The organism is Rhodoferax antarcticus ANT.BR (assembly GCF_001938565.1).
GTDB lineage: Bacteria > Pseudomonadota > Gammaproteobacteria > Burkholderiales > Burkholderiaceae_C > Rhodoferax > Rhodoferax antarcticus.
Genome location: NZ_MSYM01000014.1, coordinates 15,912 through 30,459, shown reverse-complemented (window position 1 = coordinate 30,459; position 14,548 = coordinate 15,912). Strand labels below are relative to the sequence as shown.

11 protein-coding genes and 4 pseudogenes are annotated in these 14,548 nt (G+C 61.1%); 6 read left to right on the top strand and 9 right to left on the bottom strand.

The genetic code is table 11. The features are described from left to right. Window positions 1-1,521, bottom strand: a 1,521-nt coding sequence (locus tag BLL52_RS13935; protein WP_075587301.1) for a transposase, incomplete at its 3' end; no start/stop codon positions are given. A 165-nt stretch (window positions 1,522-1,686) separates the two neighbouring features. Continuing rightward, window positions 1,687-2,073 (bottom strand): annotated as a pseudogene (locus BLL52_RS13930) (dihydrolipoyl dehydrogenase); the annotation flags it as partial. Between the two features lie 327 nt (window positions 2,074-2,400). Between BLL52_RS13930 and BLL52_RS13925 the strand changes: the two are divergent. Beyond that, window positions 2,401-2,586 (top strand): annotated as a pseudogene (locus BLL52_RS13925) (rhodanese-like domain-containing protein); the annotation flags it as partial. 16 nt (window positions 2,587-2,602) lie between these two features. On the opposite strand, the pseudogene BLL52_RS13920 reads toward BLL52_RS13925, so the two are convergent. Then, window positions 2,603-3,148 (bottom strand): annotated as a pseudogene (locus BLL52_RS13920) (ATP-binding cassette domain-containing protein); the annotation flags it as partial. Between the two features lie 8 nt (window positions 3,149-3,156). On the opposite strand from BLL52_RS13920, the gene BLL52_RS13915 reads away from it, so the two are divergent. The 3 genes from BLL52_RS13915 (at window position 3,157) to BLL52_RS13905 (ending at window position 5,970) form a co-directional block, all read left to right on the top strand. Then, window positions 3,157-3,648, top strand: a complete 492-nt coding sequence (locus BLL52_RS13915; RefSeq protein WP_083633969.1) for a CapA family protein — start codon at window positions 3,157-3,159, stop codon at window positions 3,646-3,648. A 64-nt stretch (window positions 3,649-3,712) separates the two neighbouring features. Then, complete coding sequence (locus BLL52_RS13910) at window positions 3,713-4,735, top strand: ABC transporter substrate-binding protein (RefSeq protein ID WP_083633973.1); 1,023 nt, start codon at window positions 3,713-3,715, stop codon at window positions 4,733-4,735. A 17-nt stretch (window positions 4,736-4,752) separates the two neighbouring features. Next, window positions 4,753-5,970, top strand: a complete 1,218-nt coding sequence (locus BLL52_RS13905) for a GGDEF domain-containing protein (RefSeq protein ID WP_075587299.1) — start codon at window positions 4,753-4,755, stop codon at window positions 5,968-5,970. Window positions 5,971-6,016: 46 nt separating this feature from the next. Here the strand turns inward: BLL52_RS13905 and eutC are convergent, their stop codons facing one another. The 5 genes from eutC to BLL52_RS13880 form a co-directional block, all read right to left on the bottom strand. Then, window positions 6,017-6,889: an ethanolamine ammonia-lyase subunit EutC gene (gene eutC / locus BLL52_RS13900; RefSeq protein WP_083633968.1), complete on the bottom strand. Its 873-nt coding sequence runs from the start codon at window positions 6,887-6,889 to the stop codon at window positions 6,017-6,019. Next, the gene (locus tag BLL52_RS13895) at window positions 6,886-8,298 is read right to left on the bottom strand and encodes an ethanolamine ammonia-lyase subunit EutB (RefSeq protein WP_075587304.1); all 1,413 of its coding nucleotides are present in this window, start codon (window positions 8,296-8,298) and stop codon (window positions 6,886-6,888) included. The genes eutC and BLL52_RS13895 overlap by 4 nt, the downstream gene beginning before the upstream one ends. Window positions 8,299-8,494: 196 nt before the next feature. Beyond that, the gene (locus tag BLL52_RS13890; protein WP_075587298.1) at window positions 8,495-9,535 is read right to left on the bottom strand and encodes a TRAP transporter substrate-binding protein; all 1,041 of its coding nucleotides are present in this window, start codon (window positions 9,533-9,535) and stop codon (window positions 8,495-8,497) included. 67 nt (window positions 9,536-9,602) lie between these two features. Continuing rightward, window positions 9,603-10,925 carry a TRAP transporter large permease gene (locus tag BLL52_RS13885; protein ID WP_075587297.1) on the bottom strand — a complete coding sequence of 441 codons (1,323 nt, stop codon included), beginning with the start codon at window positions 10,923-10,925 and terminating at the stop codon, window positions 9,603-9,605. Then, entirely contained in the window at window positions 10,925-11,455 is a 531-nt protein-coding gene (locus tag BLL52_RS13880; RefSeq protein WP_075587296.1) for a TRAP transporter small permease subunit, read from the bottom strand. Before BLL52_RS13880 ends, BLL52_RS13885 begins: the two co-directional genes overlap by 1 nt. Before the next feature lie 314 nt (window positions 11,456-11,769). Between BLL52_RS13880 and BLL52_RS13875 the strand changes: the two genes are divergently transcribed. After that, a complete protein-coding gene (locus BLL52_RS13875; RefSeq protein WP_075587295.1) occupies window positions 11,770-12,798 on the top strand; it encodes a helix-turn-helix domain-containing protein in 1,029 nt (342 codons plus the stop codon). Between the two features lie 161 nt (window positions 12,799-12,959). After that, window positions 12,960-13,370 (top strand): hypothetical protein, encoded by a 411-nt coding sequence (locus BLL52_RS13870; protein WP_075587294.1) that lies wholly within the window; start codon window positions 12,960-12,962, stop codon window positions 13,368-13,370. A gap of 124 nt (window positions 13,371-13,494) precedes the next feature. On the opposite strand, the pseudogene BLL52_RS13865 reads toward BLL52_RS13870, so the two are convergent. After that, a pseudogene (locus tag BLL52_RS13865) lies at window positions 13,495-14,541 on the bottom strand (transposase); the annotation flags it as partial. Between the last annotated feature and the right edge of the window lie 7 nt (window positions 14,542-14,548).

The following is a 14,548-nucleotide window of genomic DNA, read 5'->3' as shown; positions in this document are numbered from 1 at the left end:
TGCCGGTTGTGCTGCCAGATCCCAGTCGGGCTCAACCTGCACCGCCTCATCCATCTGCGCATCACCACCGTCATCCCACAGCGGCGGCCCGCGCGCCGGGAATATGTGTGGGGGCTCCGAGTCGACACCGATGTGCTCCAGAATCCGTCTGATCTGCACGCCCTCGGTAATGAAGGCTATCAGGCGCATCTGACCACCGCACAGCGGGCACGAGAGCGGGAACACTTCGTAGATGCGGGCGATCAACACCGCCCACAGGTAATGCGCCGGTGAACGTTTGGGTGGCGCGGGTTCGGGGGTGGTTGGGATGGCATGGCCCAGTGCCACCACTGCAGATGCACCCTCGCTCATGTTGGATGGCTCGGTTTGCCTGGTGGGCGGTTGGGCCATGGCCGTCACCGCAGCCCTGAGCGGCGAGTTCGGTGCCAGCACGCCAAAATAGCGATGGCGGTGCGTGCGCGGCGGTGGCACCAGCGCCGCAATGCGATCGATCAGCTCCAGCGGCGTGAGGATCAGCTCGTCCACCCGGGCACCACGCTTGTCACTGCCTGGCTCACTGTGCTGCTTGGCGCAGCGGTAGACCAGGGATGCGCCCTCTTTACGCAATCGATCCATGGCAAACGGCGGGCGGGCGCAGTACCGCAGCAGCCGCTCCAGGGCGGCGCGGTCGTGTGCCTCAATACACACACCGGCATCGACCGAAAACCCGCTGTGCTGGTAGCCCAGCATGTCTTTGGCGTCGAAACTCTCCAGCAGGCCCCGGCCCACGAAGGCGCGCAGGATGCGACTGCGCAAGGTGGCCTGTACCTGGGCCACGGTGGTCTTATCGATAGCGCTGGCCGGGTGGAAAATCACGTCGCCCGGCACTTCCTCAAACACCCCATCGACAACACAGACATGGAAGTGCACATGGCCGTTAAGGCTGGAGCCAAAGCGGTGGATGAAGGCGACTGCGCCAATGTGCAGGGTAGCCCTGTCCACCTGGGCCACACCTGCGCAGTGGGCCTGCAGGCTTTGCGCAATAACGCGTAGGAAGATGCGCAGCACCATGTTGAGCACTGCCCCGTCACGCTGCATGAAGTAGCGCAGTCGCTTCGGGACGGAGAGCACCCACTGGCGCACCGGAAGGCGGGGGAAGACGTGATCCGTTAAGTGTGCCGCTGTCTCCACCATGCGCCGCGTGTTGCACGAGGGGCAGACGCCTCGGCCTTTGCAGGAATAGGCGACGAAGTAGTCGTGCCCGCAGTCATCACACCACGCCCTGGCAAAGCCGTGGGCAAAGATGCCGCATTCGAGGTATTTGCGAAAGGCCTGGCGGACGTAGGGCTTGGGGGTGCGATGGTCGCCCTGCCCGTCGAACTGGCCTGCGCTGGCAAGTTCATGCCAAGTCTCGAAGTGTTCGGCGATGGTTTGGTAGAGCAGAGTCCGCTCGGGGTGGCGCGGGTTGTAGAGCTTTGTCTTTGCACCCGCTTGCCCGGGCGCGTTTGAATGCGAGTGCGTTGGGCGTGCAGTGGCGGGCATGGGGCAGTGCCAGCATGGGCTGGGTGCCTGATGATACTGAGTTTATATCCAGCAAACCGGGTATTGGCTTAGCCCTGCACAGCCACCGTTCACTCCTAAACTAATAGCACGCAACGCATATTGCATGGGGGCTAGAGGCCAGTTTTACTCCTAACCCCGGTTGCGTCAAATATGCAGCGCATGCCCCAGCGCCCGCATCGCCGCCTCTTGCACCGCCTCACCCAAGGTCGGATGGGCGTGGATGGTGCCCGCCACGTCTTCCAACGTAGCCCCCATCTCCAGCGAGTGCGAGAAGGCGGTGGAGAGCTCCGACACGCCCGCCCCCACCGCCTGCCAGCCGACGATGCGGTGGTTGTCGCGCCGTGCCACGACGCGCACAAAGCCGTCGGTGGACTCCAGCGTCATCGCGCGGCCGTTCGCCGCGAACGGGAACTGCGCTGTGATGCAGTCCAGCCCGGCCTTGGCCGCGTCCGCAGGCGCAAGCCCTGCGACCACGACCTCGGGGTCGGTGAAGCAGACGGCTGCGATGGCCGCAGGTGCGAAATGGCGGCGTAGGGAAGGTCATAAGCGCTAACGGGATGAGAAACATGGCAGCACCAGTGTTCATGTTCCACGCGGTCAACTGAATGGGGTCATCGAAAAGGGAAGCGAAGCGAAGCGACCAAGGTAGAACGAGGTAACCAGGTAGAAAATCGCGAAGGCAGTCAGCGCAGATAGGCGCTTACGCAGGAAAAGAACGAGGGAGGTGATTGCGCAGAAGACCGCGAACAGGCGCCACCCGAGTAAATCCAGCCAGAGCGAGGGTAAGGTCAAGTAGTCGTACCCGATGTAGACGAGCGTCCCGATACATGCTGCAATTTGGATGGCCTGCAAATATACCCGGCCCTGCAAGCGCGTGACCTGAAAGTGGTGCTGTACTGCAAAACCAGTGGCCGCGCTGCGCTGGCTGCGGTGGCCCTGCATGACATGGGTTACCTCAATGTGCAGTCCATCGTCGGTGGTTTTGATGCCTGGGCGGCGGCCGGCAAGCCAGTGGCCAAGCCCGAGGTGCCGTCGTTCGATTGATCTTGCGGGTCAGCGCTTAATCCAGCGCACGGCCTTCGCCGGCTTCTTCCACCGTCTGTCCGTCACGGATGTGGTAAATCCGCTTGAAGGTGGGAATGATCTTTTCATCGTGTGTCACCACAATGATGGCGGCCTGAAACTGGCGCGCCATCTGATTCAGGATGCGCATCACGCCCAAAGCGCGTTCGCTGTCCAGCGGCGCAGTCGGCTCATCGGCCAATATCACTGGCGGGCGGTTGGCCAGGGCCCGGGCAATCGACACCCGCTGCTGCTCGCCACCCGAAAGCTGCGACGGCTGGGCTTTGGCGCGGTGCTGCACGTCCAGTGCCGTCAGTAGCTCCAGCGCCCGCGCACGGGCCGCCGGGTTAGCCACGCCCGCCAGCATGGGCAGCAAGGCCACGTTGTCGGTCACATCCAGAAACGGGATCAGGTAGGGTGCCTGAAAGATAAAGCCGATGCGGTCGCGCCGAAGCGCCCGCAGGTCGGCCACTTTCCAGCCGTTGTCATAAATTACATCCTGGCCCAGTGTCATGCGCCCGGCGCTGGGTTCAATGATGGCTCCACGAATTCATGCCACGCAGCTTTGAAGCCGACAGCAACGCCCCCGGTTCGGCTTGGAGTGAAGACGAGCAGGTCGTGCGGGACATCCGTGCGGCACGCACGGTGCACCAGGCCGATGTGGTGATTCCCGTGATGCACTGGGGTTGGGAAAACGAGCCTTTGGCCAACGCCCGTCAACGCCAACTCGCCCGCACCATGGTTGATGCCGGCGCCGATGTGGTCATCGGGGGTCATCCGCATGTGACCCAAGACATTGAGCATTACCGTGGCAAACCCATTGTCTACAGCGTCGGCAACTTTGTGATGAAGGAAACCGACAACGACAAGCAGCGGGTGGGCTGGGTGCTGCGCCTTCAACTCGATGCGGCGGGGGTGCAAGCCTTTGACACGCGGGTGGCGCGCATTGACCTGCAAGGCATTCCCACGCCCGACACCACCACCGCCAGCCCCTGCTGGACGCGCGGCGACACCGAAACACGGACGTGCCGCAACCCGGATTGAGCGTCAATTTTTCATGTGGCATCATCCAAAAAATACCAACTTCAAGCGCCAGGGGACCTCCTTCATGCCATCTCACCACCGCTCGTCGCCGGCCCACATGCACCTGACACCACGCCGTCAGCTCTTGGCGCTGACCATCGCCACCGTGCTGGCCCCGGCGACGTCATGGGCTCAAACCCAAAGGATGTACCGCATTGGCGTCACCAAAATCGTGTCGCATGCGGCCTTGGACGCCGACGAAAAAGGGTTTGAGGCCGGCCTGGCCAGTGCCGGGTTCAAGGAGGGTGTGAATGTGACCTACCTGCGCCGCAACGCACAAGGCGACATGGCCACGGCTGACACCATTGCCCGGGAGCTGGTGGCTGAAAAGCCCGACTTGATTCACGCCATTGCCACCCCCACCGCGCAGGCGGTCATGCGCACCGGCAGCCAGATCGCCCTGATTTTTTCGTCGGTCACGGACCCGGTGCGCGCTGGCTTGGTGCCGGCCAACAGCGCCCCGGGTCAAAAGACGGGCACGCACGTGACCGGGCTGAGCGACCCGTGGCCGGTGCGGCTGCAGTTTGAAACCTACGCGCGGGCGGTGCCGAAAGCCAAGACCTGGGGCACCATTTACAACCCCCAAGAGAGCAACTCGTTGTCTCACATCCAAATCATGCGCGACACCGCCAAGGGCTTGGGGCTGACGCTGCTGGAGGTGACCATCAAGCGCAGCAGTGAGGTGGGCGAAGCAGCCGCCAGCCTGGTGGGCAAGGTACAGGCCATCACCATCACCTCGGACAACACCACAGTGGCCAATCTGGAAGCGCTGGTGCAGGTGTGCAACCAACACAAGATTGCGCTGTTTGCCGGCGACACGGACAGCGTGGCGCGGGGTGCCATGATGGCCTATGGCTTGGACTATTTTTTGGTGGGTTATTCGGCGGGCCGCAAAGCGGCGTTGGTGCTCAAGGGCATCAAGCCGGGGGACGTGCCGTGGGGCCCCGTTGAGAAGTTCAGCCTCGTTATCAATACCCGGGCCGCCCGGGCCCAGGGTGTCAGCATGCCACCCGAGCTACTGGCGCGGGCTGACAAGGTCATTGACTGACGGCACCGGGCACCGACATGCGTGTTCTGGGCGGGCTTTACCTGGCCGTGCTGATTTTGTTGATCAGCATCGGCGTGGGGCTGTATGTGGACCTTGAAAGCGAGCAAACCCACGAAAAAGACCGGCAAATCCAAGTGGGATTGGAGCGCATGGTTCGCTTGAACCAGTCGCTGACGCACTTGATCACCACCGCCGTGATTGAAGAAAACAGCTTGCGCGCCGCCAGCTACCCGTCGGTGCAGGCCGAACTGGATGCCACCATGCTGGGCGTGCAAGCGCTCTCAGCGCACATGATGCTGGCCAGTGAAATAGATGCCTTGCGAGAAGAGCAGCTTGCGCTGCGCGCCCAAGAAAGCCAGGCGCTGGCGCTCATGCGCCAAGACCAATGGGCTGACGCCCGTCAAGCCTTTCTGACAGGCGACTATGTGATGGCGCTCAAAATTTATGAAATCAACAGCGAGGCCGCGGTGGGCGCGCTGACCATTGAACTGGCCAACACCGCGCAGCAACAGAACCGGCTTCGTCAAGCCGCGTTGGCACTGCGCTTGGCGGCCGTGCTGCTGCTGCTGTGGGCGGGCTGGCGCTATTCGCGTCACATGCAAACCGAGCTGCAAAAACAGCATGACTTGCGCGCCGAGCTCACCACGGCCAAAGCATTACTGGAAGAAAAAGTACGCCTGCGCACAGCTGAACTTGAAGCGGCCAACCGGCAACTGGAGACCCTGAGTACCACCGATGAGCTGACGGGACTGGCCAACCGCCGTCGGTTTGACCAGTACTTTTCCGAGGAGTGGCAACGTGCTGTGCGCCAGGGCACGTCATTGGCGGTCATCATGGTGGACGTCGACCACTTCAAAAATTACAACGACCACTACGGGCATCAGCAGGGCGATGCCTGCCTGCGCCAACTGGGCGCGTTGTTGCGCGTCACCATTCGGCGCTCTGGCGAGTTGGCGGCGCGCTACGGCGGTGAAGAATTTGTGGTGGTGCTGTCCGGTGCCTCCGCGCAGCAGGCTTCAGAGACGGCTGCCGCCGTGCTGGGTGCGATGCAAGCCGAGCAAATACCGCATGCCGCGTCGCCCGTGGCCCCCGTGCTCACCCTGAGCTTGGGCGTGGCCACCGGCCACCCCGGCGCCGGTGAAGACCGCGACCACCTGATCAGGTTGGCCGACGAAGCGCTGTACCAAGCCAAGCGCCTGGGCCGCAACCGCGTGGTGATGGCCAACACGGCCTGAGGTCGGCCAGACGCGCTTCGCAGCCCGGCTTTGGGGAACGGTGCTCTCATTGGCCCAGCAAGAAGTTGCGGCCTCGCTCTGCTGAGGCATCAAGCGTTGGAGCACCTTGATCCTGGGTGTCTTTCAACCCCACACCCGTGAGCTGAAGCGTCCTGGCGGCCTGCAACAGGTGCACCAGCTTGGCTGCGGCCGCGTCGGCTGGCAGGCCGGCTGAGCGCACATTGGAAATGCAATTTCGGCGCTCGTCGGTCAGCCCGGGTTGCGGATGCCAGGTCAGGTACAGGCCCATGCTGTTAGGCGAGCTCAGGCCCGGCCGCTCGCCAATCAGCACCACCACGCAACGCGCGCCCAGACCAGCGCCGACCTCGTCGCCCACTGCCACGCGCGCCTGTTCAACCAACACCACGGGCGCAACGGCCCAGAGCGGCGAAGCGTCTTGCAGGCGCGCGAGCGTGGCTGCTATCAAAGGTGCGGCGTTTTCGTGAATGGCCAACGCCGACAGGCCGTCGGCCACCACAAACGCCAGGTCATAGGCGTACTCTGGTGCCGGCGTTGCCCGGCGTGCCTCGAGCTGGACACGCGATACGTCGTCCAAATGCCGACCCAGGTCCGGCCGCTGCAAATAGACGGCACGGTCGGCTGCGGCGCTGTGCAAAGAGAGCGTCTGCAGCCCAAGGGCCTGGATTCTGGAAGCCACACCCTGCGCGTCAAACGGCAGGTGCACCGCATCACGCGCTTGCGCGTGGGCAAGCTGAAAAGCCAAGTGGGGGGCCGTTGGAAGGCTGCGCCCCGCCCGTCCCAATGCGATGCGCGCGTCAGTGAAGCGCCTCAACACGCCCCAGGTGGCTGGCGTTGTCCCGGCGGAGACCGTCTCTGCCGGTGTGCTCTGCAACCCGGGTTGAACAGGTGCATCACTCATGGTGCCTCCAGCCGGCCGAGCACGAGTGCAAAGACATCAGGGACGGCGCCACTCAGACGCGAGCCTTCGCCGGCTTCGAAAATTCCAGTTGTCTGCAGCCATGCGTCAAATTCGGGTGCCGCACGCAAACCCAGCACCTCGCGCAACACCAGCGCATCGTGAAACGAGGTGCTTTGGTAATTGAGCATGATGTCGTCTGAGCCCGGCATGCCCATGATGAAGTTGCAGCCCGCGACACCCAGCATCATCATCAAGGCGTCCATGTCATCGCCATCCGCCTCCGCATGGTTGGTGTAGCAAATATCGCAACCCATCGGCAAGCCCAGCAACTTGCCGCAAAAATGGTCTTCCAGGCCGGCACGAATGATTTGTTTGCCACTAAACAGGTACTCGGGCCCGATGAAACCCACCACGGTATTGACCAGCAAGGGCTTAAAGTGCCGCGCCACGCCATAGGCACGCGCTTCGATCGTTTGCTGGTCGCAGCCCCCGTTGGCCCTGGCCGACAGCGCACTGCCTTGCCCGGTCTCGAAATACATCACATGGTCACCCCGCGCACCATCGCTAAACACGGCACCGCGCTTCAGTGACAAGGCTGCCTCGCGGGCCTCTTGCAGCACCGCCAAGTCCACACCAAAGCTGAGATTGGTGCCTTCAGTGCCCCCCACTGATTGAAAAACCAAGTCAACCGGCGCACCGCGCTCTATCGCCTGCAGGGTGTTGGTCACATGGGTTAGCACGCAGCTTTGGGTCGGTATGCCGTAGTGCTCTATCACGCCGTCGAGCATCCGCAACAAGCGCATCGCCTGCGGCACATTGTCGGTCGCCGGATTGATGCCGATCACGGCGTCGCCCGAACCATGCATCAACCCATCCAGCAGGCTGGCCGCAATCCCCGACAGGTTGTCGGTCGGGTGATTCGGCTGCAATCGTGTGGACAAGCGGCCCGGCAAGCCAATCGTGCTGCGAAAGCGTGTCACCACGCGACATTTGCGAGCAATAAGAATCAGGTCTTGCAAACGGCAAATCTTCGACACCGCGGCCACCATCTCTGGCGTGAGGCCTGGCGCAAGCGCGGTCAGCGCTTCAGTGCTTGCGGCATCTGACAGGAGCCAGTTCCGAAAATCACCCACAGTGAGGTAGGACACTGAAGAGAATGCGCTGGCGTCGTGGGTGTCGATGATCAGACGCGTGACCGCGTCGGTCTCGTAGGGCACCACCGCCTCATTGAGAAACACGCGCAGCGGGATATCAGCGAGTGCCATTTGGGCGGCAATGCGCTCGGCATCGCTCTTGGCCGAAACGCCCGCCAGCTGGTCGCCCGAACGCAGCGGTGTGGCGCAGGCCATCAGGTCGCGCAAATCAGTAAAGGTGTAGCGCTGGGCATTGACAGTATGCGAGTAGCTCATGAACCGTGGTCTCATAAAGCCGCCCAGCTCAGCGCGGCTCAAGTGATCGGAAAAAATTCTGACAGTTAGAGACGTTAATCTTGGTGCGAAAAGGGCTCAACCCAGCCCCCACGCTCAGCGGCAGTCCTGCCGGTGACTCATTTGCAAAAAACCTGGGCCTTGTCACGCCAAGCGCAATCCAAGGCCCAGCGCTATCTCAATATCGGTAAGGCTGCCCCGCTTTTTCCATGACGGCGTTGTAGCGTTTCAAAATGGCCACAACTTTGGCCTTGGTCGGGCTTTCTTTGGCGATCTCATCCCAAAACTTGCGCCCCGCCACCTCAACCGTCTTCCATTCGGCATCAGGAATCGTGGTGAGCTTCATCTGCGTGCCTTCCACCCGCAGCTTGGCCTCACCGCCCCAGTACCAGTGCTGACGGTAGTAATGGGAGCTGTCGAATGCCAGGCGAAGCAATTGCTGCAAATGCGGTGGCACCTTGTTCCAGCTGTTCATGTTGGCAAAGAATGACCCAATCCAGGCGCCCGAGATGTTGTTGGTGAGAAAGTGCCCCGTCACTTTGGCCCAGCCCACGGTGTAATCTTCGGTAATGCCTGACCAGGCCACACCATCAAGCTCACCGGTCTGCATGGCCACCTCGACATCTTCATAGGGCAGTGTTACCGGCACCACACCAAACTGCTTCAGAAAACGGCCTGCCGTGGGAAAAGTGAAAATCTTTTTGCCCTTCAGGTCCTTCAGGCTGTTGATGGGCTTTTTGGTCGCAAAGTTGCAAGGGTCCCAGGAGCCTGCAGAAATGTGTTTCACGCCCAGCTTGGCGTATTCCGTAGCCCAAATTTCACCCAGCCCGTATTGATGAAAGAGCACGGGTACATCCAGGCTGTAGCGGCTGGCAAACGGAAAGTACCCGCCAAACACAGTGACCTCGGTGGGCGAAGCCATGCTGTCATCGTCCGACTGGACGCAATCAATGGTGCCGCGTTGCATGGCGCGAAACAGCTCCCCCGTGGGCACGAGCTGGTCGGCGTACGACAACTCAATCACCATCTGGCCATTGGCTGCCAGATTGAACGCATCCACCGCCGGCTTGATCACATGCTGACCCAAGGCCGCGCCGGCATAGGTTTGCATACGCCAGCGAATCTTGGGCGATTGCGCATGCACAGCAGGGGCGACCGTGGCGGCCGCCACGGCGCCGGCCATCCCGGCTTTCTTTACAAATTCACGCCTAGAGTTCATCAGTTTCTCCTACAAGGTTATGGGCAACAAGCCCGGGACGGTGTCAAAAGTTCAGCACCACATGGCCTTAATCGCCATACACGTAGTTCGGTAACCAGAGGGCGATCTGTGGAAAGGTCATGATGATGATCAGCGCCAACACCATCACCCCAACAAAGGGCCAGACCGAGGCGTAAATATCGCGGATTGTGATTTCTGGTGGCGCCATCGCGCGCATCAGAAACAAGTTGTAGCCAAAGGGAGGCGTCATGTAGGCAATCTGGCACGTGATGGTGTAGAGCACGCCATACCAAATCAAGTCAAAGCCCAGCGCACCCACCAGCGGCACATACAGAGGTGCCACGATGACCAGCATCGCGGTATCGTCCAAAAACGTACCCAGCACCAAGTAGGAGAGCTGCATCAGAATCAGCACCTGCCAAGGGCTCAACTCCAGCTGCCCGATGAACAGGGCCTCAATGGCTTTGCCGGCACCCAGGCCATCAAACACCGCGCCAAAGCACAGGGCGGCCAAGATGATCCACATGAACATGCAGGAAATTCCCAACGTCTGACGGACTGCGGTTTCAAACACCTTCCAACTCAATCGCCCCTTGAGAAAGGCCGCCAATAAAGCCGCCAGAGCACCAATCGCTGAGCTCTCGACCAAGCTGGTCCAGCCTTTAACGAAGGGCAACATCATGGTGAAGAAAATCAGCACTGGCAGCAGGCCTGCGCCCAGCAGTAACCACTTTTCGCGCCGCGGCACGTTACGCTCCTCAGGGCTCAGCGCCGGCCCGAGTGCTGGATTGAGTTTGCAACGGATCACGATGTAGACGACAAACATCAACGCCATCATCAAACCCGGAATCAGCCCCGCCAGCCAAAGCTGACCTACCGGCTGGCGGGCGATCATCGCGTACAGCACCAGCACGACCGAGGGCGGAACCAATATGCCCAGCGAAGACCCTGCTTGAATGACGCCAGAGACCATGCGCTTGTCGTAGCCCCGTCGCAGCAATTCGGGCAGCGCAATGGTGGCGCCAATCGCCATGCCGGCCACCGACAAGCCGTTCATGGCCGAAATCAGCACCATCAGGCCGATGGTACCGATGGCGAGCCCACCACTGAGCCCACCGAACCAGACATGAAACATCTTGTAGAGGTCTTCCGCAATGCGACTTTCCGACAAGATATAACCCATGAAAATGAACATGGGCAAGGTCAAAAGCGGATACCACTTCATGAGCTTGATAGCGGACGTAAACGCAATGTCTACCCCACCTACTCCCCATAGCATGATGGACGCGACAACTGCAACAAACCCAATCGCTGCGAACACCCTCTGCCCAGTAAAGAGCAGCAGCATGAGCGATGAAAACATCATCAGCGCAATCATTTCGTAGGACATTACTCTGTCTCCTCTCGAATCCGAGAAATATCCTTCAAGAACTCAGCAGATGCCTGCAGAATCATCAGCACCAGCGCAATGCACATCAGCGACTTGATCGGCCAGGTGTAGGGCCGCCAAGCCGTGGGGTTGGTTTCGCCGTATTCGATGGCGTAGCTCAGGCTGCCAATCCCGCCGTACAACACCACGCCCAAATAGAACATCAAAAACAAAACAGTTACCGCATCCACCCAAGCGCGCGTGCGGGGCGTCCAACTCGCATAAAAAAGATCCATACGAACGTTGCTGCCCATCTGCATGGCATAGGGACCCCCCAAGAAAAAATAGGCCACCATCGTGAACTGTGCCATTTCCATAGTCCACAGCGCGGGCTGCATGAACACCTTCGAGAAAGATGAGTAAAGCAAGATGCCAATCAGCACGAGCAGCAGGTACATCGCCACGCGACCCACCCGGTAGTTCAGGCGCTCCACCAAGCGAACATAACCCTGCAATACCGCAGGCAGTCGAAGCGGCTTAGCGCTGGACATGGCGTCCTCTTGAGTCAGCCTTCAGGGCCATTGCAAAGCGCCTGTGCGGTGGCTTGCGCCCGGTAGAACGTGTCATACGTAGAGCTCCTCGTCGCGTTTCAGTCGACCGAACACGGACTCCAGAGGAGTCCATGGACCAATGCCCCGGTAGGCTAGGCATTGGCGCATTCCACCAGCGTTAAATAACCCGCGCTATCCCGTTTTGGCAATCGAACACAAACAGATCAACCTGGCTAAACAGTCTTCAGCCGGGCTGTCTGAATGACATAGACTGGATGGCATAGGCTTTGCTTGTTTAAACCATGATCCCTTGCATGCCCCCCATTCCGGTGCGCCCTTCGTCCCTGACAACGCCGTCGTCGGGCGGCTGCACCACGGCGCACTTTGGCGACATCGACGAACAGGCTGCCGCCTTACAAGGCTGGAACCAACGCTACCTTCAGCTCTCGCGGGGGGCTTTTGACGGCAGTGTTCGGCGCCTCCAGCTCGACGGGATGGGCCTGTTCATCGAAGACCTGCACCAGTCGGTTTACCAGGCTGGGTGGGTTCGACGCGAGGTCTTTGCCATTGGCGTGCCGCTGCTGGTTGAAGGCGACGCGCAATTCTGCGGACGCCGCGCCACCCAGCAGTCGCTGCACGTTTTCTCGGGCGACAACGGCTTTGAATTTCGCTCGCCCCAGCGCCACGTGATGATTGGCATCGAAATAGACCGGGCGCTTTATGAAGCCCACCTGGGCGCAACAGCCAACGGAGTTGGCAACGAACCGCACTTGGCGAGCGCAGGCCTGCTGCAGCCCGATGCCGACGCCATTGACAAGCTGCGCAGCCTGCTGACGGGACTGTTTCAAATCATGTCACTCCCGCACGACCGCTCCAGTCTGGTGCACAGCCTGACCCACAGCGCGCCCCTGCGCCGTCAGGCGCGCACCCAACTGATTGATCACGTGGTTGCTGCCATGGCGCCGCAAGACGCCGGCGTATCGGTCGGCAACGCCAGAGCGACCGCCGCCCAGACGGCTCTCGTCAACAAAGTCTCAGAAATGGTGTCAAACCGCCTGAACGAAGCCCCTTCCATTGGGGAAATTTGCAAAACCATGGGCGTGAGCCGCCGCACACTGCAAAACGCCTTCCAGGCCACCTGGGGCATGGGCCCCCTGACCTGGCTCACCACCATGCGGCTCAACGCCGTGCGCCGCCGACTGAAAAGCGTCACCCAGGTCACCGAAGCCGCCACTGAGTTCGGCTTCTGGCATTTCGGTCATTTTGCGAGCCATTACCAAGCGCTTTTTGGCGAATGTCCCTCCAAGACGCTTCAACGCCACCGCCAGCACAGCGTCCACTGACGTCCCGCCAGTTACAGGCGTCCAACCCAATCCGGCAGGTAAAAGCCACTGAATACTGACAGGGCAACCCCGTCTGCGAGCGGCTTCAGTTCGACGCTGCAACGATGCCGTAAGCTCCGACGCACGGAGGCCCACGCGTGTGGGCATAATTTGCCCACTTTATGAATCTAGTCACTGTCAGCACGGACGCTATCCGCATCGGTTTTCCGTTGCCTTTTTCGCTGCGCGACGCGGGCGGGGTGTTATTGGCGCCCAAAGGCTATGTGGTGCGCACCCAGGCTGACTTGGAGCAGGTCATCTTGCAGCGCGGTCAATTGTTTGTTGATGTGGCTGAATCCGAGGCGCACCGCCGCGCCTATGTGAACCAGCTGCGCGAACTGGTGCAGGACAATATTCCGCTGGGGCAGATTGCCGAGAGCCAGTTTTCTTCGTTTGAGATGGCCAGCGCGCGTGGCAAAGACAACGACGGCGAACCCGACTGGCTGGCCCTGACGGATAGGAAATTCAACCACATACGAGCAAGTATTGCACGGGTTCTGGGCTTGCGAAAGCCCCTTGACTGTTTAGCTTGAGTGTTCGCAGCCGCCCACTGGCGGGGCCGCTGTGCACAATTGCGCTTTAGTCGTGCCACGCGCGCAGGCCGCCCCCACAGCGAGGCTGAGTCACCGTTTTGGCAAAACCCCAAGTCCAGCCCGCTCACCAACTGATGCGCTGATCAGCCTCAAAGTCCGGTGCCGGTTGTGCTGCCAGATCCCAGTCGGGCTCAACCTGCACCGCCTCATCCATCTGCGCATCACCACCGTCATCCCACAGCGGCGGCCCGCGCGCCGGGAATATGTGTGGGGGCTCCGAGTCGACACCGATGTGCTCCAGAATCCGTCTGATCTGCACGCCCTCGGTAATGAAGGCTATCAGGCGCATCTGACCACCGCACAGCGGGCACGAGAGCGGGAACACTTCGTAGATGCGGGCGATCAACACCGCCCACAGGTAATGCGCCGGTGAACGTTTGGGTGGCGCGGGTTCGGGGGTGGTTGGGATGGCATGGCCCAGTGCCACCACTGCAGATGCACCCTCGCTCATGTTGGATGGCTCGGTTTGCCTGGTGGGCGGTTGGGCCATGGCCGTCACCGCAGCCCTGAGCGGCGAGTTCGGTGCCAGCACGCCAAAATAGCGATGGCGGTGCGTGCGCGGCGGTGGCACCAGCGCCGCAATGCGATCGATCAGCTCCAGCGGCGTGAGGATCAGCTCGTCCACCCGGGCACCACGCTTGTCACTGCCTGGCTCACTGTGCTGCTTGGCGCAGCGGTAGACCAGGGATGCGCCCTCTTTACGCAATCGATCCATGGCAAACGGCGGGCGGGCGCAGTACCGCAGCAGCCGCTCCAGGGCGGCGCGGTCGTGTGCCTCAATACACACACCGGCATCGACCGAAAACCCGCTGTGCTGGTAGCCCAGCATGTCTTTGGCGTCGAAACTCTCCAGCAGGCCCCGGCCCACGAAGGCGCGCAGGATGCGACTGCGCAAGGTGGCCTGTACCTGGGCCACGGTGGTCTTATCGATAGCGCTGGCCGGGTGGAAAATCACGTCGCCCGGCACTTCCTCAAACACCCCATCGACAACACAGACATGGAAGTGCACATGGCCGTTAAGGCTGGAGCCAAAGCGGTGGATGAAGGCACCTGCGCCAGCGACCAGTCCAGCCAAACGGGGTCTTCCTGGATCAGGTCGATCCAGATGTTGGAGTCCA

Bases quoted from the DNA above. Each gene is read 5' to 3' on its own strand.
- BLL52_RS13885 (WP_075587297.1), bottom strand. From the start codon at position 10,925: ATGTCCTACGAAATGATTGCGCTGATGATGTTTTCATCGCTCATGCTG.
- BLL52_RS13890 (WP_075587298.1), bottom strand. From the start codon at position 9,535: ATGAACTCTAGGCGTGAATTTGTAAAGAAAGCCGGGATGGCCGGCGCC.
- BLL52_RS13880 (WP_075587296.1), bottom strand. From the start codon at position 11,455: ATGTCCAGCGCTAAGCCGCTTCGACTGCCTGCGGTATTGCAGGGTTAT.
- eutC (WP_083633968.1), bottom strand. From the start codon at position 6,889: ATGAGTGATGCACCTGTTCAACCCGGGTTGCAGAGCACACCGGCAGAG.
- BLL52_RS13905 (WP_075587299.1), top strand. From the start codon at position 4,753: ATGCGTGTTCTGGGCGGGCTTTACCTGGCCGTGCTGATTTTGTTGATC.
- BLL52_RS13915 (WP_083633969.1), top strand. From the start codon at position 3,157: ATGCCACGCAGCTTTGAAGCCGACAGCAACGCCCCCGGTTCGGCTTGG.
- BLL52_RS13870 (WP_075587294.1), top strand. From the start codon at position 12,960: ATGAATCTAGTCACTGTCAGCACGGACGCTATCCGCATCGGTTTTCCG.
- BLL52_RS13875 (WP_075587295.1), top strand. From the start codon at position 11,770: ATGCCCCCCATTCCGGTGCGCCCTTCGTCCCTGACAACGCCGTCGTCG.
- BLL52_RS13895 (WP_075587304.1), bottom strand. From the start codon at position 8,298: ATGAGCTACTCGCATACTGTCAATGCCCAGCGCTACACCTTTACTGAT.
- BLL52_RS13910 (WP_083633973.1), top strand. From the start codon at position 3,713: ATGCCATCTCACCACCGCTCGTCGCCGGCCCACATGCACCTGACACCA.